Genomic DNA, 20,734 nt, shown 5'->3' with positions numbered 1-20,734 from the left:
CCTTCGAGTCTTTTGTTTTTCAATATTCTGACATTGAGAAATAAAAACAATATATGCATATTTGCATATTTTTGAGGAAGATATGTATGCTATCATTTTAAACGAAGGTTCGCTTTCTACTCTGAAAGCTCCTACATTGCATGAATCTAGTGTACCCAAACTTTAGATTATGTAGAGAAATGGAACCACTGTAGGGTTTCATTTCTCATGTTTGAATCAGTTGATGGTAATTATGTTTCCGCATTTCATAATTATTATCAGTGATATATGTAAGGCATCCATATGAAAATAAGAGGCTGTTCAAAGGTTTTCCGTACTTTTGGGCAGCCTCACCCCGTTAAAAGGACGATACTTTATGTATCGTCCTTTTTGTATAAAAAAACATCCAATCAATTGAGAGATTGATTGGATGTGAAAAAATTATTAATAATTTTTTTTGCGTTTTGTAGCCAAAATACTTAATAATCCAGCTAGTAGAAGAAGGATACCTACTGTTTGTGTAGGGTCTTCTTTATGACCTGTATTTGGAAGGTGTTTATCCGTATTTCGATCATCTTGCTGTTTGTTATCTGTTTTATTCGATGTTTCTTCGGAAGTTCCGTTTTCGTGTTTCTCAGATGTTTCATTGCCTTTGTTTTCTTCTTTATTTGGAGGAGTGACTGGCTTGTCATCTCCACCTGACGAAGATTCAATCTTTTTATTTGAAACTGTAATTTGTAGTGGTGTAGCTTGGGCTTTATCAATTGTAAAGTTTATTGGTGATGCATCTAATTGATAGCCTTTAGGAGCCTGTGTTTCTACTAATTGATAATTACCAGGTTTCAAATCATTTACGATTACTTTTCCGTGTTGGTCTGTTTTTAAACCTTCTCGGATGATTTTTCCATCTTGGTCTAAAATATTGAAAATGGCACCTTCAAGTGTTCCATGGTGATCAATATCAACTTTAGTTAACTCAATTGAACCTGTTGTTAAACTATTTAAAGCTGTAACAGAGGTAATCTGAGATTGTCCTTTCGTAATTGTGAAAGGAATTGGTTTAATGTTTAAATCATAGCCAGTTGGAGCTTTCGTTTCAATGAACTGATAATCTCCCGGACGTAAATCAGAAACAGAAATCTTCCCATCTTTATCAGTAGTTAAATCAGAACGAACATCCTTGCCGTCCATATCTACAATTTTAAAGATTGCTCCTTCAAGAGTAGTACCATCGATGTCATCAACTTTAGTTAATTCAACTGCGCCTTTAGTTAAGCTGTTAGTAGCAGTAACAGAGGCGATTTTTTCTTGTCCTTTTTTAACTGTGAACTTAATAGGTGTTTTGTTTAAGTCATAGTGTTCAGGAGCTTTCGTTTCGATAAACTCATAGTCTCCTGGCGGTAATTCATCCACAACTAAACGGCCGTTTTTATCAGTAGTTAAATCGGTACGAACATCGTGTCCATCCTTATTAACAATTTTAAATACTGCACCTTCAAGTGTTGTGTTTTGCTTGGCATCATCAACTTTAATTAACTCAACACTACCTTCCGTTAAGGTATTAATAGCTGTAACGAAGACATGCTTTGTTTGACTTCTTTCGATTGTGAACTTAATTGGTTCTTCATTTAAGTCGTAATGTTTAGGAGCTTTTGTTTCAATAAATTGATAGTCTCCTGGTTGTAAGTCTTTAGCGATGATTTTTCCGTCTTTATTGGTAACTAAATTCGTACGAATGTCGTTACCGTTCAGATCAGTAATTTTAAATACCGCACCTTCTAGCATTTCTTTCTTATCTATAGAGTCAACTTTCGTTAATTCCACGCCACCTTTTGTTAGGCCATTCTTAGCAGTAACAGAAGCGTGAGTTAGTTGACTTCTTTCGATAGTGAAGCTAATAGGTGTTTTATTTAAATCGTAATCTTTCGGAGCTTTCGTTTCAATGAATTGATAGTCTCCTGGGCGTAAGTTCGTAGCAGTAATCTTACCATCTTTATCAGTAGTTAAATCAGTGCGAACAATTTTACCTTTCGCATCGATGATGTTAAACACTGCATCAGAAAGTTTTGTATCTGGATTTATATCATCCACTTTTACTAATTCTACAGCACCTTCAGTTAAGCTATTTGTAGCAGTAACTTGGAGCTTTTCTTTTTGGCTTTTCTTAATTGTAAACTTAATAGGTGTACTATCTAATTTATAGTGTTCAGGAGCTTTCGTTTCAACAAACTGATAGTCCCCAGGACGTAAATCAGAAACAGAAATTTTTCCGTGTACATCTGTTGTAAGCTCAGTACGAATGTCTTTACCATTCAGATCAGTAATTTTAAATACCGCATCTTTAAGAGCAGTACCATCTACATCATCCACTTTAGAAAGTTCCACAGCGCCTTTCGTTAAGCTATTTGTAGCTGTAACGGAGATAGGATCAGCTTGGCTCTTTGTAATTGTGAATGGAATTGGCTCTTTGCTTAAATCGTAGTGTTTCGGAGCCGTTGTCTCGATGAATTGATAATCACCAGGACGTAGGTCAGAAACGCTAATTTTACCTTGTTGATTCGTAACAAGATTTTTGCGAATTACAGTACCATTCATATCCACAATTTTAAATACTGCGCCTTCAAGAGTAGTGCCATCGACGTCATCCACTTTAGAAAGTTCCACGCCGCCTTTTGTTAAACTATTTTTCATAGTAACGGTAGCAATATCTTTTTGGCTTTTTTCAATTGTAAATATAATTGGTTTTTTGTCTAAATCATAGTGTTCAGGAGCCGTTATTTCAACGAATTGGTACGTACCAGGACGTAAGTTTTCGATAACGATTTTACCTTCACTGTTTGTTTTTAAATCTGTTTTAAGTACTTTGCCATCTTGATCTAGTAAATTAAATACCGCATCGGCAAGTTTTGTTTGAGTGTTTAAATCATCAACTTTAAGTAATTCGATACTACCTTGTTTTAAGCTATTTGTAGCAGTTAAAGAAATAGCTTTCTTCTGTCCTTTTTCAATAGTGAATTTGATTGGTGTTTCATCTAAAACGTAATGCTTCGGAGCTTTCGTTTCGATAAATTGGTAATCACCAGGACGTAGGTCGTTAATTTCGATTATTCCTTGTTCATTTGTAACAAGGTCTTTATGAACTACATCACCATTCATATTAACAATTTTAAATACTGCATCTTTAAGAACAGTGCCATCAAAATCATCAACTTTAGAAAGTTTAACTGCACCCTTTGTTAAAGCATTTGTAGCAGTGACATGAAGAGTTTCAGTTTGGCTCTTTTTAATTGTAAATACGATAGGTTTTTTATCTAAATCGTAATGTTCAGGAGCAATTGTTTCAACGAATTGATACGTACCAGGACGTAGGTTTTCAACAACAATTTTACCTTCATCATTTGTTTTTAAGTCTTCTTTAACTAGCTCTCCGTCTGCATCTAATAAATTAAATACGGCGTTAGCAAGTTTTGTATTTATATCAATATCGTCAATCTTTGTTAGTTCAACGCTACCGTTTTTCAAAGCATTTTTGCCTGTAACATTGATTTCTTTCGTTTGACTTCTTTCAATTGTAAATGGAATCGTTGTTTCATCTAATACATAGTGCTCAGGAGCTTTTGTTTCAATGAACTGATAGTCTCCAGGGCGTAAATCAGAAACAGAAATTTTACCGTTTTTATCTGTAACAAGATTCGTATGAACTTCCTTACCATTCATATTAACAATCTTAAAGATTGCACCTTCGAGCATCGTACGATCGATGTCGTCAATTTTTGTTAATGTTACTGCACCTTTCTTTAAACTGTTAGTAGCAGTAACAGTAATATTCTCTTTTTGACTTTTTTCGATAGTGAACGGAATAGGGTCTTTGCTTAAGGTATAGTCTTTTGGAGCTTTTACTTCAATAAATTGATAGTCTCCAGGACGTAAATCAGAAGCAGAAATTTTACCGTTTTTATCAGTCGTTAAACCTTTGCGAATTACCTTTTTAGTATCATGAGCGTCAACGATTATAAATTCTGCACCTTCAAGAATAGTGCCATCAACATCATCAACTTTTGTTAAAGTGACGCCACCTGTAAGTAAACTATTTTTTACAGTAACAGGGACAGGAAGATCTTCCTTACTACCTTTTTTAATTGTGAACTTAATAGGTGTTTTGTCTAATTTATAATGTTCAGGGGCTTTTGTTTCGATAAATTGATAATCCCCTGGTGCTAAATCAGGAATAACTAATACTCCGTAATCATCTGTTGTTAAATCTTTCATAATTTCTTTGCCAGTTGCATCTTGCAATGTGAATACAGCGCCGGCAAGAGCTTTACTACTTTCCACATCATCTTCTTTAATAAGTTTAACTTTTCCTTTCGTTAAACTATTTTTAAATGTAAGTGGAAGGAGTTTTTGTTGTCCTTTTTCGATTGTAAATTCAATTGGTTCTACATTTACATCGTAATAAGTTGGAGCCTTTGTTTCGATAAGCTTATAGTTACCAGGACGTAAGTCATCTACAACTAGCATTCCTTTACTATTCGTAACAAGGTCCGTACGAACATCTTCATTAGTATCTCTATTAACGATTTTAAATACTGCACCTTCAAGTGTTTCCTTTTCATCTGCAGCATTCACTTTTGTTAACTCAATACCGCCTTTTGTTAAGCTGTTTTTAGCGGTAACAGTAGCCTGAGTTGTTTGACTTTCTGTAATCGTAAATTTAATTGGTTTTGTATTTTTGTCGTAATACTTCGGTGCTGTTACTTCGATAAATTTATAATCGCCAGGGCGTAAGCCAGTAGCGATAGCTTTACCATCCGCACCAGTTTTTACATTTTCGCGAATAACTTTCTTTTCATCATTTGCATCAACAATTTTAAATACAGCACCTTCAAGAGCTGTACCATCGATATCATCAACTTTTGTTAATTCAACATCTCCTGGTTTTAAAGCATTTTCAGCTTTCACAAGTAGAGTTTCTTTCTGACTTCTATCGATTGTAAATTCAATAGGTTCTGCTCGTAAAACGTAATGTTCAGGAGCAGCTATTTCAATAAATTTATACGTACCAGGACGTAGGTTACTAACTTTAACTTTACCGTGTTTATCAGTAGTTAAGTTAGTGTGAGGGGAAACGTCATTATTATTTGTATCGACAAGTTTGAATACAGCACCTTCTAGTGGTTTTTTCTCACCAAACTCATCAACTTTTAATAATTCAACCTCGCCCGTTTTTAAGCTGTTATTTGCCGTAACAGTAGCAAGAGCTTGTTGGCTTTTATCAATTGTAAACTCGATAGGGTTTGTACTTAACGTATAATCCTTAGGAGCTTCTGTTTCGATAAATTTATAAGCACCAGGCTCTAAATCTTTAACGGTAACTTTTCCATCTGAACCTGTTTTTATATTTTCACGAATTACTTGTTTCTCGTCATTCGCATCGACAATTTTAAATACAGCACCTTCAAGGGCAGTGCCATCGACATCATCGACTTTCGTTAAAGTGACACCACCTTTAATGAGGTGATTTGTCGCTGTAACAGTAAGTGCTTTCTTTTGACTTTTTATAATTGTAAACTCAATTGGTTTTTTATCTATGTCGTAATCTTTAGGTGCTTTTTCTTCGACAAATTGATAGTCTCCAGGGCGTAAATCTTTTGCTTCGATTTGTCCTTGATCATTTGTCGTTAATTTTTCATATCCACGAATTACTTTGTTATATCGATCGCGTACACTGAACTCCGCACCTGCTAAAGTTTTTCCATCTTTATCGAATTTTGTTAAAATGGCCGATCCTGGAATCAAACTGTTTGTTGCAGTTCGGTTTATTACTGTTGTTTGATCTTCTTTGATTGTGAATTGTATAGGTGTACTGTCTAATTTATAATGCTCAGGAGCAGTTGTTTCTTGTAAGTAGTAAGTTCCTGGTTTTAAATTATCTACAGTAATTTGTCCTTGATTATTTGTTGTTAATTTTTCGTGTTCTGAAATTATTTTTTTGTCTTTATCAAGTAGTGTGAAAACGGCACCTTGCAGTGTGACGTTTTTATTCAGGTCATCAGACTTTGTTAAAACTACTTTACCGACAAACTTCTTATTTGCAAGTTTATATGTTGTAGTCTCTTGTGTACCAAGTTCAACAATTTTCCCTTGTTTTAAATCCCAGCTAATTACATAGCCTTCAGGAGCCTTTGTTTCTTTTAATAAATATTTATCGCGTTTTAAATTATTAAATTTAGCGATACCGTCTTTGTCTGTTGTAATTTTACGGATAACAGTTTTACCTGTACGATCGTATAAAGTAAATTCTGCCCCAGCTAATAGTGCGTTCTTATTGTCGTTATCTACCTTTATAATTTCAAGGTTTCCACGGCCTTTAGTAGCAGATCCTCCGCCTGAACCAGAAGACATTCTCACTTCAATCGTTTCAGTAGTTTCTGTGTTTTTAACTGTCAACTTATTGCCTGTGATTTTCGCTTTATTACTTACTTTTTCTTTATCGTCTGCATTAATAAGTGAGCGATATTCTAAAATATAAGCTCGATCAATTTTTTTCAAGAAGGCAATTTCGAAATGTTGCTTTCCGGTATTATTGTCTGTTGTTATTTTGAGTTTATAGTCTGTTCCTTCTTTTAATTCGTTTACTGTATCTTTTGTTAAATTTCCATATGGATCAACAGTTGTAGGATATAAGTGGAATGAATCTTCCACAATTACCTGATTTTCGGTTGGATCATCTGTTACAACGGCATCTGCAATGGTTGATTGGCTTTCGTTAATTGCGATACTCCAATTAATATAGTTGTCGTCTTGCACAGCTTTTTTAGTAACGAAGCTGCCACCTTTATTTACTTGAGTGTCACCTGTAAGGGTGTTTACGATTTTAGAGCCATCTTTTAAATCTGCCTCGTTTTTGTAGGTGCCTTGGATAAGTTCACCATCAAGGCTTGTTTTAAAGATAATATAGTAAGGTGAATTAATTGATTGTTTGAAATGAACCTTTAGGGTGTTTTTATTTTTCTCTGTAGGTTCTTCAAGTTCATATTTCTCAGTTGGTACAGCATTACCAGGTTGTGCATTATCAGGATTTCCATTTAGAATCATATCGCGCACTTCAATGGATCCAGGCACTAATTTTTGTTTATCTTGTATTACGTCTATAACATAAGGATCTTTAATCTCAACATTATTATAGTTAAAGCCTATTATCCAAGTAATTTCCTTCGTTTGGGCGTTATAAGAACCGTATTTATAACCATTTGCCTTTGTGAAAGTATCAGGATCGAAATTAGCTTCAACTTTATTTGATTGTGGATTAGAATCCGTATCTATCCAAGAAAGGTTACCTGTATTTTTAAATGAAGTTTTACCACTTTCTAGCTTTGTATAATCAAAGTCTGTCGTATATTTTACGACTAATGTCTTTGTCATATTAGACTGATACGTACCTATAAGAGTAATTTTGAAGCCTTTATCTGTTACATCTAAAACATAGTCAGTCCCAGCTTGAAGGGTATAATTTCCGTCTTTAATTTCTAGTTTCTTATCTTTTAATTGTAATCCACCATGATCAAAGGTGTCCGTAATAATCGCGTTGCTTAATGGATAGTTGTTATTATTTACTATAATTGTCCAAGTTGTTGTTTTGTCTTTATAATTTGTTTCAGCTTTATTATTAGATTTAATAATATTTTGCTGCTTGAAGCTAGCTTCATTTTCTTTACTTGAATCATTATCAGCTGTAACTTTATTTTTTACTTTTCCATCTTCTATAACTTTATTAGTTGGCTTGGTTTTATAGGTAATCACATAAGCACTATTAATATCATCATTAAACTGTAAATCGAATCCATTCTTCTTGTTATTTACAGTGTAATTATTAACAGCGTCTCCTGTTACAAGCGTTCCTTTTTCATTATATGAAGCGTTTTTTACAACAATAGAATTTGCATCTAGTTCGTGTGTATCGTCAAAAATATCTTTTAAAATCGCATCAGCTTTTTTGATCTCTCTTTGATCACCATTGTAAGTAATTGTCCACTCAATTGTTTGCGTCTTTGGATCATATTTACTTGTTTTATTTAAGTGTGTACCACGAGAAACCGTTACAGTAGAACTTGCGTTTTGTTGCTTTTGATTATCACTCGTTATCGTAACGTTATTTCGGAAACTTTTAATATTTTCATCAGTAATTTTTGTGGCATATTCGATTTGATATGCTTTATTGATAGAATCTTTGAAAGCAATCTCCAATTTTGAGCCATCTGATGAAATAATATTGTAATCTGTTGGCTCAGCTTCTGCACCACGCGTTACATTCCCATTAACATCAACTTCTAAATAATAAACTTTAATAGAATCTTTATTTAAGCTTGTACCTTGTGGAATGTTATCTTTAAAAACAGCGTTTTTAAGGGGGTCTTTCGTTTTGTTCATCTCTACTTTCCAATTAATTTCATTTGTATTAATTGGTCTATCAGGTAAACCCTTTTTATTCGTAGCTGTTTGTACATTAGGCTTAAAGTCAACTGTAATAGAAACATCCTTATCTTTAATCGGGAAAGGAATTTCTTGTGTTGTTGTACCTTTAATTTCAGCTTTATTAAATTCTGTCTTTAATTGTAGGTTACCAGCAACATCTGGATGCTCTTCAACATAATCGTTGAATGTCATCGTGACTTTTCCATCTTTTGTAACAGTAAAATTACCAATTTGATGGTTTTCACTATCATATAAAGGACTGTTAATTGTATTGTAAATCTTAAAATGTTTAGGAAGATCAAAAATATAGTAATCTCCATTTTTCACATTCATTGATTTTAAAAGTTCCCATGTAAACTCAATATTGGCAGGGGAATCTGTACTTGGACGGTTATCCTCTGTAAATGGTTTTCCGTCTTTATCCGTCAACTTTACACTGGTTAAAATGTTTGTTGTTATTTGCTTTGGACCTGAATTTGTATTCTCAGCAGGGTCGCTTGATAGCTTTTGTTCTGGATTGTCAGTAGCAATTTTAGCTGCTGGGTTTTGTTCCGGATTATCAGTGGCAGTTTTAGCTGCTGGGTTTTGTTCCGGATTATCGGTAACAGTTTTAGTTGCTGGGTTTTGTTCCGGATTATCAGTGGCAGTTTTAGCTGCTGGGTTTTGTTCCGGATTATCAGTAACAGTTTTAGTTGCTGGATCTTGCTCCGGATTGTCAGTAACAGGTTTAGCTACTGGATCTTGCGCTTGTTTATTAGTATCCTGTTTGGTGCCATCTTCTTTAGAGTTTTCTACTTGAACAGGAACTGATATAGGCTGAACCATTGTTCCTAAAGGAAAAGCGATTTGAACTGATTTTTCCCCAGGTTTTAAAGTTGAGTTAAACACGGTATCAACTTTAATTTTTCCTTTAGCGTCTTTCAAATTTTCTACTTGATCATTAAATATTAATTTTAATTTATTATCTTTAGCTGTTATAAAATATTGACCAATATTTTTTTGATCTGTTACTAAATCCCCTTGCAAATCTTTAGATACTTTTAATGCAAGTGGTATTTGAACTACTGCTGTATCATTTGCGTGTGCAACTTGTTGATCTTTTATTGACCAAGCGTATTCTACTTGAATGGTTGATCCTATCTTTATTAAATTGTTAGGATTTTTTGATTCGTCAATAATATGATTCGTTGCATCTTTCATTTCAACAGTGTCAAATAAGGAATCTCCTGTTAAGGTTTCCGCTCTTACTTGATTGTATGGAAAACTAGCAAGTTGCGAAAATAGTACGAATACAATTAAACATACATTAAAAAGTTTTTTCATTTTTCCTCCTCTGAACATTCATTTGTCCATTGGGGACTTATTCCACATGAACAAATGGAATATTAAAAGTATTTGTTATAAGCTATTTATTTTTGTTATCCCTCCGTTTCTATACGCGTTCTCAGACAAACAGAATTATGTTCAAAGCAATATTATTTAACGTAAAACAAAATGTATATTTACACAGTTCTATGGAAATATACACAATTCGACAAAAAATGTCGAAAAAAATACTGATATAAATAATGATATCAGACCTTTATATGTGAGATAGTTTTCATGTATATCTAGTAAAAAAGAATGGTTATAAAGGTAAGTTTTACGATACATACTAACCAAGGTAGTGTATCCCTTTGTGAAGGCTTATTTTTGCCTTAAAGTTATGTGGAAATAAAAATCTAGATAGGGTTGGTTTTGGTCAGAATGAAGACAATATGTACTTTGAAAATAGTCATTTATTTTGTCTAAAGAGAGTTGTGCGACTAGTGGACCGAAGTTGAAAGGTGATAGTTTCTTACATTGTTAGATAAATATAAGGATTACAGAATATTCGACTAACACGTTACTACGGTCATTTTTGAGCCTGTTTAAACAATAAGAAAGAAGGTGTTTTACTCCTTAGTTACAATATCTTTTTAGTAAAGATAAGCTTAAGTAACCTCTGCTAAAGATTATATACTTAAATGATAAAGAGTTCAACAATGGTTCACATATTTTCCCAAAAATAAAAACGGCTGTTTTATGTGGAATAAATCTACAAAACAGCCGTTTTTGGTATTAGATTTCTGTTAAGATTATTGGCTCGCCGCGTGTTACGACAACAGTATGTTCACATTGTGCAACAAGACTTTTATCAGGTGTAACGAATGTCCAACCGTCGTCACCACGTTCAATAATATGATCAGCTTTCATAGAGATGAACGGTTCTACAGCGATAACAAGACCGTCTTTTAGAAGCGCATTATCCATTGGATCATAGTAACTTAAAATGTGATTTGGTGCTTCATGTAAGCTAAGACCAATGCCGTGACCAGTTAAGTTTTGAATAACATTGTATCCACTTTTATGTGCGAAGTTTGAAACAGCACGACCAATTTGATTTTGTTTTGAGCCAGCTCTAACCTTTTTCATTGCTGCCCAAAATGCATCAACCGCTGCTTGGCAAAGCTTTTCTTTTGCTTCGTCTTCTCCAAGAACAAATGAGATACCTGTATCTGCATAATAGCCATCAAGTGCAGCAGATACATCGACGTTTACTAAGTCGCCTTCTTTTAATACGCGATCTCCTGGAATACCATGAGCAACTTCCTCATTTACACTAATGCAAGTTACACCTGGGAAATCATATTCTTTTTCAGGTGCAGAAATAGCACCATGCTCATCTAATACTTTTTTACCGATCAAATCAAGCTCTTTCGTTGTCATACCTGGCTTCGCTTGTTTTTTCATTTCTTCACGTGCAAGCGCAACGATGCGGCCGATTTTTCGTAAGCCTTCTAAATCTTGTTCATTACGAATAATCATGAAAACCACTGTCCTTCCTCGAATATATATCTTATCCGATTGTATCATGTTTATTTTCGTCCTGCTACTCGCTTGCGGTATGCGGGTTGATTCCCCTCATAAAGAATACATGACAATTGTCATATCGATGTCATGACGCATCATACTGTTTCCTAAGTTTTCCAAGTAATACAATGTAAATATAAGAAACAGCGGGGGTGGAGAGATGGAAAAGATTATTGAAGTAAATGGTGTTTCTAAAACAATTAAACATAAAAACGCAGTAAATAATGTTTCATTTCATGTAAATAAAGGGGAAATAGTAGCGTTACTTGGTCCGAATGGTGCGGGGAAAACAACGACGATGTCGATGATGCTTGGATTAAAGGACCCAACAGAAGGTAAGGTCTTTATATTTGGAAAGAGTCCAAAGCATAGAGATGTTCGTAATAGCCTCGGTGCGATGCTGCAAGAAGTAAGTGTCATTGATAGTATTACGGTGGAAGAGGCAATTGAGTTATTCCGTAGTTATTATACGAATCCTATAGCGAAAGAAACGTTACTGCAGTTATCAAATTTAGAATCAGAGCGAAAGCAAAGATGTGAGAAGTTATCAGGTGGGCAAAAAAGAAGGTTAAACTTTGCGCTTGCACTTGCGGGAAATCCAGATTTGTTATTTTTAGATGAGCCGACAGTCGGAATGGATATTACGTCTCGAAGAACGTTTTGGGAAACGATTCGAAAGTTAGCAAGTGAAGGAAAAACGATTATTTTAACGACGCATTATTTAGAAGAAGCAGATGCTTTAGCAAATCGTATCTTATTATTTGCGAACGGAAAGATTATCGTAGATGGTACACCAGACGAAATGAAAGCAACAATTTCAAGAAAAACAATCACATTTTACTCAAAGGAAAGCATTCCTATAAAATTACTAAAGGAATTACCAAATGTAACAGAAGTAAAGTCAAACGAAGGATGCTTCATTTTAACAACGGAGGATACGGATGCAACTTTAAAAGCCATTTATCAAAGGAGTTTACCTGTAACAGATGTTTCAGTTGAACGTGGAAGTCTTGATGAGGCATTTGAACAATTCGTTGCAAATCAGAAGGAGGAAATCGCATGAGAGCGTTATGGATGCAGTGCAAAATAGAAATTTTACGTACATTCCGCAATAAATTATTTATCTTTTTCTCATTATTAATGCCTGTTATGTTTTACTACATTTTCACAAATGTTGTTCAAGTACCACAAAACGGAGATGCGTGGAAAGCACATTATTTAATTTCGATGGCAACTTTCAGTATTGTAGGGACTGCACTCTTTAGTTTTGGTGTGAGACTTTCTCAGGAAAGAGGGCAAGGATGGACACATCTTCTAAAAATTACACCACTTCCAGAGGGAGCATATTTAACAGCAAAAATTATCGCTCAAACAGTAGTAAATGCTTTTTCAATATTAGTTATTTTTATTGCAGGGATACTAATTAATCATGTTGAGTTAACGGTAGGGCAATGGATAGGTGCGGGGTTATGGTTATTGTTAGGGGTAACACCATTTTTAGCGTTAGGAACAGTAATAGGTTCCATTAAGAAGGCGGACGCAGCTGCTGGCTTAGCAAATATTTTAAATATGAGTTTAGCTATAGTTGGCGGGTTGTGGATGCCGATTGAAGTATTCCCAAAAATATTAAGAACGATTGGTGAATGGACACCGACATACCATTTCGGAAGTGGTGCGTGGGATATTGTAGCTGGAAAATCAATTGGATGGGAAAATATCGCGGTATTAGGAGGTTATTTCCTTATATTTGTTGTAGTATCAATATATATAAGAAAAAGACAGGAAGCGGTATAAATGATAGAGAAGAAGAGGATTGAGATTTTTCCGAAACATATGGGATTTTTTCCGTACATGTGGCTTGTGTATTTATTATTTCCAATTTATCATTTAGCACAAGCATCAGGATGGAAGCTTGTGCTAGGAAGCGGTATGTTGATACTTTTTATTATCACATACCGTCAGCTATATTTTGTTCAGAAGACGTTTATTTTATGGGCATGCATTCAAATGATACTCATCTTTTTATTTGCTTTATTTTATAATCCTTTTATGATATTTTTTGGCTTTTTCACAGCAAGTGCGATGGGGTTTGCACCAAATAAGAAAGTATTTCGAGTGCTGTTATGCTCGTTAGTTATAATGCTTGGAGCATTTTTATTTGTAAATATGAATCAAATAACAACTACAAGTTTAGTAAATATCGTTCCTATGTTTATTTTAATGCTTCTTACGCCATTTGGTATGCGTAATTTTAATCAGAAAAAGATGTTAAGAAATCAATTAGATGAGGCGAACGAGCAAATTAAAGATTTAGTAAAACGTGAAGAACGGCAGCGAATTGCAAGAGATCTTCATGACACATTAGGGCATACCTTATCTCTTATTACTTTAAAAAGCCAGCTCGTTGAGAAGTTAATTGTGAAAAATCCAGAGCGTGCAAGTGCGGAAGCTAAGGAAATTACACAAACTTCTCGTACAGCTTTAAAACAGCTGAGAGAATTAATTTCTGATATGCGTATGATTACGGTAGAAGAAGAGCTAGAGCAAATAAAAGCGATCTTACAAGCAGCTAATATTGAATTAGAAGTGAGGCAAGAAGCAAGATCGAGCTCGTTATCACCAATTGAACAAAATATTGTCGGGATGTGTTTACGTGAGGCCGTTACAAATGTTGTAAAACATAGTAAGGCAACGCGGTGCGCAGTTTCTGTATTAGAATCACAAGGTGAACTGATTTTGAAAGTAGAAGATAACGGAATCGGTTTAACAGATCAAAATCATGATGGAAATGGTATTCGCGGCATGAAAGAACGAATTGCTCTTATTGATGGATTTGTTGAACTAGGTACAATCAATCCAGGGACGTTATTAACGGTAAAAGTTCCAGTTGTTATTAGAACAGGAAAAGATGAGGTGAGGGCATGATTCGAATTATTATTGCAGAAGACCAGCGGATGCTTCGTGGTGCATTAGGGGCCCTGCTTGATCTAGAAGATGATATCGAAGTAATTGGGCAAGCTGCGAACGGGGAAGAGGCGTTAAAATTAATTGAATCGTTAAAGCCAGATGTAAGTATTATGGATATTGAAATGCCGATTCAAAGTGGATTGGATGTCGCTGAGACTTTAAAGAAAGAAAAATCATCATGCAAAGTAATGATTTTAACAACATTTGCACGGCCGGGATATTTTGAAAGAGCAATGAAAGCTGGTGTGCACGGCTATTTATTAAAGGATAGCCCAAGTGAAGATTTAGCGGCAGCAATTCGTAATGTAATGAAGGGGAAACGAGAGGTCTCCCAAGATTTAATGTTTGGCTTATGGCAGGAGCAAAATCCGTTGTCAGATCGCGAAAAGGAAGTACTGTTGCTTGCGAAAGAAGGAAAGACGGCAAACGAAATTGCGAAGGCACTTTATCTTTCGCCGGGTACAGTACGTAATTATATTTCTGAAGTATTAGCGAAGCTTGATGCGAAAAATAGAATTGAGGCAATTACAATTGCGGAAGAAAAGGGTTGGATATAAAAAGAAGGTTACCTATGAGAGGTAACCTTCTTTTTATAATTATTGTACTTCTATTACTTGATTTACTTTTTGTAACGGTTTGTAACCGTGTGCTTCAAATGCCTTTGCAAATTCATTTGATACGGCAGTGCCATATAAATCTTTTGCAGCTTGTACGATATGAGATTGAAGTGATTCAAAGTCTTCAGCGGAAGTTGCATAATTTTGCAATGCACGCATAACAACTTTACTTACTTTTTCATTTCCTTGTTTTTGAACAGCAACATCGTTATATGTTTTACCTTCAGCTAATTGATATAATACGTGACTGATAATACCAGAATTCACGTGTGATTCTTGATTATTACCATCGTTATAGAAATCTTGTAAATTTGTATATAGTTTATGACCGCCGTCACCAACTTCCCTTGGGATATCACGAATTGTTAGGCCACCTAATGTATCGCCCATAATCCAGTTTCCTTTATCTTTCTTTACGTAATATTCGATTTGTGTACCCCAGAAATCCGCTAATCCCTCGTTTAGTGCAGATGTTTCAGCGCTTGGATATCTCACGACTTTATTTTTCGTCGTGCCACTGAATACAGCATGTCCAAATTCATGAGCTGTTACATCAAGAGCGGATGTTAGTTTTCCGTCTAAACCATCACCAAATACCATTTGGTTCCAAGCGGGATGCCAAAATGCATTTACATAGTCTTCTTTTACACCATCACTAACTTCAGTAGAATCAAAACCGTGTACACTAGCAACAACTTTTGAATCTTTATTGTCGTAACTTTTTAGATTATGTTCTTTCTTAAAGTAATCGTAAATATCACTCATGTTCTTCATAGCGCCCGCGGCTTCTTTATCTGCAAAATTAGGATTGCTACTTGAAATTAGTGTCCCTGGATAACCAGCTTGACTATATCCTCCGAGAGAATCGGCGTAGTTTGCATTATAAATATAAATACCATTTCCGCGTGATAAATCTGCTAAATAAAACTTCCCATCAGTTCCTTTGGCAATATTGAAAGAGATGTTTTCTTGAAGTGCATTTTTCCCAGTTCCTTGCTCACTTGCAGGGGATAATCTAGGTGATGTTACTTGATTTATAGTCTTATTCTCTTTGTTTTTAATGAATTTTTCTTGGAAAAGTACTTCGCCAGTTTTTAAATCAACGATAGCATTGCCGTTTATAATTTGTTCATTGTTTTCATAAGTAAATGTAATAACAGTTGCGAATGTATAATAGCCATCTTTTTTCTTATAAACAACGGTTTCGCTAGAGAATTCTGTCTCAACTGCATCACTTGGAATTTGAACTATATCGCGTAATTTAGATTTTACTTCATTTTTCGACAAAAAATTTGTTATAGTAAGATTAGGTTGTTGATTTAAATTTTGAACAACTTTACCACTAACAGTTGTGATCACTCCATTTTTATCTACTTTTACAATGAGATCTTGGCCATATACTTTATAGTTTTTATATGTTTGTGCAAGGCGAACTTCGGTTTGATTTTCTTTGGTTTCTTTATTTGTAGGTTGGAAATCTACATTTTTTTCAGTAGTGACTTGTTCTTGTTGAGCTTTAGCCCCGTTTACCTCACCTTTTAAATACTTTTTCGCAATATTTTCTTTCGTATCATTTTGAGGTTCTGTTAATTTTCCAATTGTTAAACCAGGCTGAGCAATTTCAACTTTGACTTCATTTTTATCTAATTCTTGGGCATGAATAGCTTTTGTTGATAAAGGACAAAGGAGACCGAACGTAACGAAAGCACTAGCAAATTTTCTATAATTCATCTATAACACTCCTAATCTATTATTGTATGTGAGATGAATTGTATGAAAAATTTGCCGAATTATATATATAGTATGCATTATTTCATATCAAAAATTGTCGAATTCACATTATTGTAGTGGTATGACAACTTAAAAAACTAGATTGTTATAATGGGATGGTGAGTAAGTATGCACGCAGAAAAATTAGGAAGTGAAATTAAGAAAATTAGGGTGATGAGAGGATTAACACAAAAACAGTTATCCGAGAACATATGTCATCAATCGGAAGTAAGTCGAATTGAATCGGGCGCGGTATACCCAAGTATGGATATATTGCAAGGTATTGCAGCAAAATTACAAGTTCCCATCATTCATTTTTATGAGGTACTCATTTATTCTGATATTGAGAGGAATAAGCAGTTAAAAGATCAAATTATTCTACTTTGTAAGCAAAAAAAATATAAAGAAATTTATAATAGAGTATGCAATGAATTGAAAAAGGAAGAATATCATCCCGAGCTTCAGCAATTTCTTCAATGGCAATATTATGTAGCTGCTTACGTATTGAAAAAAATCGATTACGAATATTGCATTTTAGAATTAAAGAAATTGCTCAATCAACAACTGGTAGGAATAGATGTATATCAGAACCTTTATATTGAAAATGCAATTGCAAACATTTATGCTGAAAACGGCTATTTGAAGCAGGGTATTGATTTGTTTGAAAATATATTAAAACAATTAGAGGCATTGCATGATAATAAAGAGTTTGATGTGAAGGTGAGACATAATCATGCAAAAGCATTATACATAGACAATCAATACGAAGAAGCGCTTTGTCACGCAAATAAAGCCATTGACCTATCGTGTCGAATTAACAGTATGACATTGATTGGACAGTTATACTTTCGAAAAGGTGAATGCCTAGCAAAACTTGGGTGTGATAGAGCAGAAATTGAAGATGCTTACGAAAAAGCATGCTTCTTTTTTGATATATTAGGAAACCATGAATTAAAAGAATCACTTATAAAAAAAATGAAGAAATAAAAAAGACATAAAGAACAAATATGCATAATTGCATAAAGTCTGGATAATTTTTCATGATATATTTAAAGAAAAAAATGCGGGTGATGGAATATGAAAAAACTACTTATTGGTAGTTTACTAACGTTAGCGATGGCATGGGGTATTTCATTAGGAGATACAGCATTAGAGAAAAACCAAATAATTTCTCATAATAATCAAGAGGTACAATTAGCTAATGAAGTACCTTTTGAGTTCTAAAAAACAACCGTCTTACTTAGACGGTTGTTTTTTTATGGAGTAACATCCAAACGTCTTTACTAGAGACAGGTTTGCTAATAAAGAATCCTTGAATGTGATCACAATTTTGTTTATGTAAAAATTCCCATTCTTCTTCCGTTTCTACACCTTCTGCAATCACTTTTAAATTTAGTTCTTTTGATAGTGTAATAATGGAAGAGACAATTGCTTCTTCTAAAGGGCTAGTTGTAATTCCACAAATAAACTCTCGAGCGATTTTTAATGTGTTGATTGGATATTTTGTTAAATAAGCTAAAGAACTATAACCAGTTCCAAAGTCGTCGATTGAAATTTGAATACCGAGATTTTGAAGTTGTTCGAGTTTTGCAACTACAGATTGATTTTGATTAATTGCGATGCTTTCCGTAATTTCAATATCTAGTGCTTCTGGTTTCAGTTCTGTTTCTTCCAATACCTTTGAAATAGTTGGGATTAAATCTGCATGGTTAAATTGAACAACAGATAGATTTACACCAACTTTTAAGTGAGAGAAACCTTGATTATGCCATCTTTTTGCCTCTAAACAAGCAGTACGTAAAATCCAATTGCCAAGTTCAATAATAAAACCAGTTTCCTCTGCTAGAGGGATAAATTGGGCAGGAGATACGATACCGAGTTTTGGATGCTTCCAACGTATTAATGCTTCAAAACCGATAATTTGTTTTGTTTTTGTGCTTACTTGTGGCTGGTATTCAAGGAAAAATTCATTTTGTTGTAATGCTTTTGAAAGTTCACCTTCTAAGAATTGAATTTCATTTTGAGCGATACTCATTTCTTTTGAGAAGAAAACAAATCTGTTTTTTCCATTTGCTTTCGCACGATACATAGCCATATCAGCATTTTTCATTAACTCATTTACATCAGTTCCATAATCAGGGTACATCGCAATTCCGATACTTGGTGTAATAGAGAGTTCTTCGCCTTGAATGAAGAATGGTTTGTTTAAAATAGTTAAAATCTGTTCAGCTATAAAAATTGCACTTTTTTCTGAGTACATTTCTGGTAATAGAATTGTAAACTCATCTCCACCTTGGCGAGCGACGATATCTTTTGAACGCAAGCAACCGCGTAATCTTTTTGCTACTTCAATTAATAATAAATCTCCAACGTCATGGCCAAGTCTATCGTTAATTTTTTTAAATCGATCTAAATCAAGGAATATGACGGCGACATCATTTGCGTTAGTTTGGGCTGTATTTAAAATGGCTTTTAAATCTTTTTCGAACTTTCGACGATTTGGTAATCCAGTAAGTGCATCGTGAAAGGCTAAATGTTCTACTTGTTTTTGTTTTTCATATAAGGTGGTAATATCACGTGCTATCCCAAACATTCCGACCACTTCTTTGTTTATAAAAGTAGGGATAAGTGTAATATGGAGATAATAATAATAGCCTTCTTGTTCTTTTGTACGAACTTCTAACGTTTGTGGCCTACCTTCCTTTGTAATTTGTAAAGCCTTCTTTAGTAGTTCGTGGTCTTTTGAATCAATGAAGTGTACCAGAGAATAGCTTGCCACTTCGCAATAATAGGCAGTAAATAAGCTTTCGCACGCCTTATTAGATTGTTGAAAAATGCCATTCATATTTAAAGAGAAAACGGCATCGGGATGGTCCTCGAATAAAGATTTATAACGTTGTTCACTTTTTGATAATGCAAATGCACCTTCTTCAACTTCGTCCTCTAGTTGTGTAGTCAACTGTTCATATGTATGAATTAGTGCTTGATTATCTTTCCACATGTAAAGTTGCCGCAAGAATAACAAAATAAGTGATAATACGAGACCGATTAACATGAATTTATCATCCCAAGGTTGAATGATAATAAAAGAAAAAGTAATAATTATACTAAAATAAGGTAGTATAAAACGTACATAATCGAATCGATAATATTTTGTTTTCGTTTCATGCTGCATTGGTTTATCTAAAATATATAGTATGGAAGAAAGTCCAATTAATAAAATAGAAGCAGTGTGTATTAAATAATTAAATTCAGCAGAAGTTTTCATCCCAAAATTCAATTGAAACAGATGAATATAACCGTATACGAGTATAATAGTGAAACCGATAATTAATGCAATTCTACTAGAAGAATATTGTTCTCTTCTATATAGGCTAATAACGGCGTAAATTACTAATGATTGTGCAATGAAATACCCAATTAAAATCCAAGTATCCTTTGTTAACATGCGGAAGCTTGAAAGGTCTAAGATAAAAGTTAAGGTGAAATAAATGTTCATAATAATAATAAAGATGCTATCGAATGAAAATTGAGAAAGCCCCTTAATAGAATAATTTTTTATAAACTTTATAGCAAATCCAACAAAGAGCAAAATATATTGTATGATAAAAAAAGGTAATGCTTTATATGAAAATATAGATTGATCATGTATAGAAAGTGAACTAAGAAATAGGGTTATCTCCATAACTAATCCACATAGGCAAGTACATAGTAATAAAATCCAAAATAGTTTATCACTGCGTTTCATTCTCTTAATAGCTTTATATAAACAGTGACAAGAAAAAAGTGCAGCGAAACAGAATAAGAAAAGAATTCCAATTTCCTTTATATGCGACTCATTTGGAATAAAGAGTATCCAAAGAGCAAATATAGATATGTATATTATGACAAATTGTACATATTTTTTTTGATTAATCATATTATGACTCCGTTTCAATAAAGTTGAATCTCGAGGGAATGCTAATTTAAATAATAGCATATAAAATAGGATGTTTTTTACTATAAAAATTACTTTTTTGAAAAAATGGTGCAAA

Annotated in this window: 10 protein-coding genes; 6 read left to right on the top strand and 4 right to left on the bottom strand. The window is 34.0% G+C overall.

Going from position 1 to position 20,734, the window contains the following annotated elements:
• Positions 1–423: 423 nt before the first annotated feature.
• Together GD442_RS26155 and map are read right to left on the bottom strand one after the other, a co-directional pair.
• Entirely contained in the window at positions 424–9,777 is a 9,354-nt protein-coding gene (locus tag GD442_RS26155) for a SpaA isopeptide-forming pilin-related protein (RefSeq protein WP_159365231.1), read from the bottom strand.
• Positions 9,778–10,554: 777 nt separating this feature from the next.
• Complete coding sequence (map, locus tag GD442_RS26150; RefSeq protein WP_003313889.1) at positions 10,555–11,349, bottom strand: type I methionyl aminopeptidase; 795 nt, start codon at positions 11,347–11,349, stop codon at positions 10,555–10,557.
• 157 nt (positions 11,350–11,506) lie between these two features.
• On the opposite strand from map, the gene GD442_RS26145 reads away from it, so the two are divergent.
• From GD442_RS26145 to GD442_RS26130, 4 genes are read left to right on the top strand one after another with little or no spacing between them, the layout of a single operon-like run.
• Positions 11,507–12,409, top strand: coding sequence for an ABC transporter ATP-binding protein (locus GD442_RS26145; protein ID WP_000411137.1), 903 nt, complete (start codon positions 11,507–11,509; stop codon positions 12,407–12,409).
• The gene (locus GD442_RS26140; protein ID WP_001202431.1) at positions 12,406–13,140 is read left to right on the top strand and encodes an ABC transporter permease; all 735 of its coding nucleotides are present in this window, start codon (positions 12,406–12,408) and stop codon (positions 13,138–13,140) included. The genes GD442_RS26145 and GD442_RS26140 overlap by 4 nt, the downstream gene beginning before the upstream one ends.
• Positions 13,141–14,271 carry a sensor histidine kinase gene (locus GD442_RS26135; protein ID WP_000570624.1) on the top strand — a complete coding sequence of 377 codons (1,131 nt, stop codon included), beginning with the start codon at positions 13,141–13,143 and terminating at the stop codon, positions 14,269–14,271. It abuts the gene before it with no gap.
• Entirely contained in the window at positions 14,268–14,870 is a 603-nt protein-coding gene (locus GD442_RS26130) for a response regulator transcription factor (protein ID WP_000619259.1), read from the top strand. The genes GD442_RS26135 and GD442_RS26130 overlap by 4 nt, the downstream gene beginning before the upstream one ends.
• 39 nt (positions 14,871–14,909) lie before the next feature.
• Here the strand turns inward: GD442_RS26130 and GD442_RS26125 are convergent, their stop codons facing one another.
• Positions 14,910–16,661, bottom strand: coding sequence for a M4 family metallopeptidase (locus GD442_RS26125; RefSeq protein WP_001109497.1), 1,752 nt, complete (start codon positions 16,659–16,661; stop codon positions 14,910–14,912).
• 168 nt (positions 16,662–16,829) lie between these two features.
• Between GD442_RS26125 and GD442_RS26120 the strand changes: the two genes are divergently transcribed.
• Entirely contained in the window at positions 16,830–17,687 is an 858-nt protein-coding gene (locus GD442_RS26120) for a helix-turn-helix domain-containing protein (protein WP_000542925.1), read from the top strand.
• 90 nt (positions 17,688–17,777) lie between these two features.
• Positions 17,778–17,924 carry a quorum-sensing peptide PapR gene (locus tag GD442_RS26115; protein ID WP_000734727.1) on the top strand — a complete coding sequence of 49 codons (147 nt, stop codon included), beginning with the start codon at positions 17,778–17,780 and terminating at the stop codon, positions 17,922–17,924.
• A gap of 16 nt (positions 17,925–17,940) precedes the next feature.
• Here the strand turns inward: GD442_RS26115 and GD442_RS26110 are convergent, their stop codons facing one another.
• A complete protein-coding gene (locus GD442_RS26110) occupies positions 17,941–20,619 on the bottom strand; it encodes a DUF4084 domain-containing protein (protein ID WP_033666449.1) in 2,679 nt (892 codons plus the stop codon).
• Between the last annotated feature and the right edge of the window lie 115 nt (positions 20,620–20,734).

The organism is Bacillus sp. A260 (genome assembly GCF_009861435.1).
GTDB classification, from domain to species: Bacteria; Bacillota; Bacilli; order Bacillales; family Bacillaceae_G; genus Bacillus_A; species Bacillus_A cereus.
This window is presented reverse-complemented; position numbering and strand designations above follow the sequence as displayed.

Bases quoted from the DNA above. Each gene is read 5' to 3' on its own strand.
- GD442_RS26115 (WP_000734727.1), top strand. From the start codon at position 17,778: ATGAAAAAACTACTTATTGGTAGTTTACTAACGTTAGCGATGGCATGG.
- GD442_RS26110 (WP_033666449.1), bottom strand. From the start codon at position 20,619: ATGATTAATCAAAAAAAATATGTACAATTTGTCATAATATACATATCT.
- GD442_RS26120 (WP_000542925.1), top strand. From the start codon at position 16,830: ATGCACGCAGAAAAATTAGGAAGTGAAATTAAGAAAATTAGGGTGATG.
- GD442_RS26155 (WP_159365231.1), bottom strand. From the start codon at position 9,777: ATGAAAAAACTTTTTAATGTATGTTTAATTGTATTCGTACTATTTTCG.
- GD442_RS26140 (WP_001202431.1), top strand. From the start codon at position 12,406: ATGAGAGCGTTATGGATGCAGTGCAAAATAGAAATTTTACGTACATTC.
- GD442_RS26125 (WP_001109497.1), bottom strand. From the start codon at position 16,661: ATGAATTATAGAAAATTTGCTAGTGCTTTCGTTACGTTCGGTCTCCTT.
- GD442_RS26130 (WP_000619259.1), top strand. From the start codon at position 14,268: ATGATTCGAATTATTATTGCAGAAGACCAGCGGATGCTTCGTGGTGCA.
- map (WP_003313889.1), bottom strand. From the start codon at position 11,349: ATGATACAATCGGATAAGATATATATTCGAGGAAGGACAGTGGTTTTC.
- GD442_RS26145 (WP_000411137.1), top strand. From the start codon at position 11,507: ATGGAAAAGATTATTGAAGTAAATGGTGTTTCTAAAACAATTAAACAT.
- GD442_RS26135 (WP_000570624.1), top strand. From the start codon at position 13,141: ATGATAGAGAAGAAGAGGATTGAGATTTTTCCGAAACATATGGGATTT.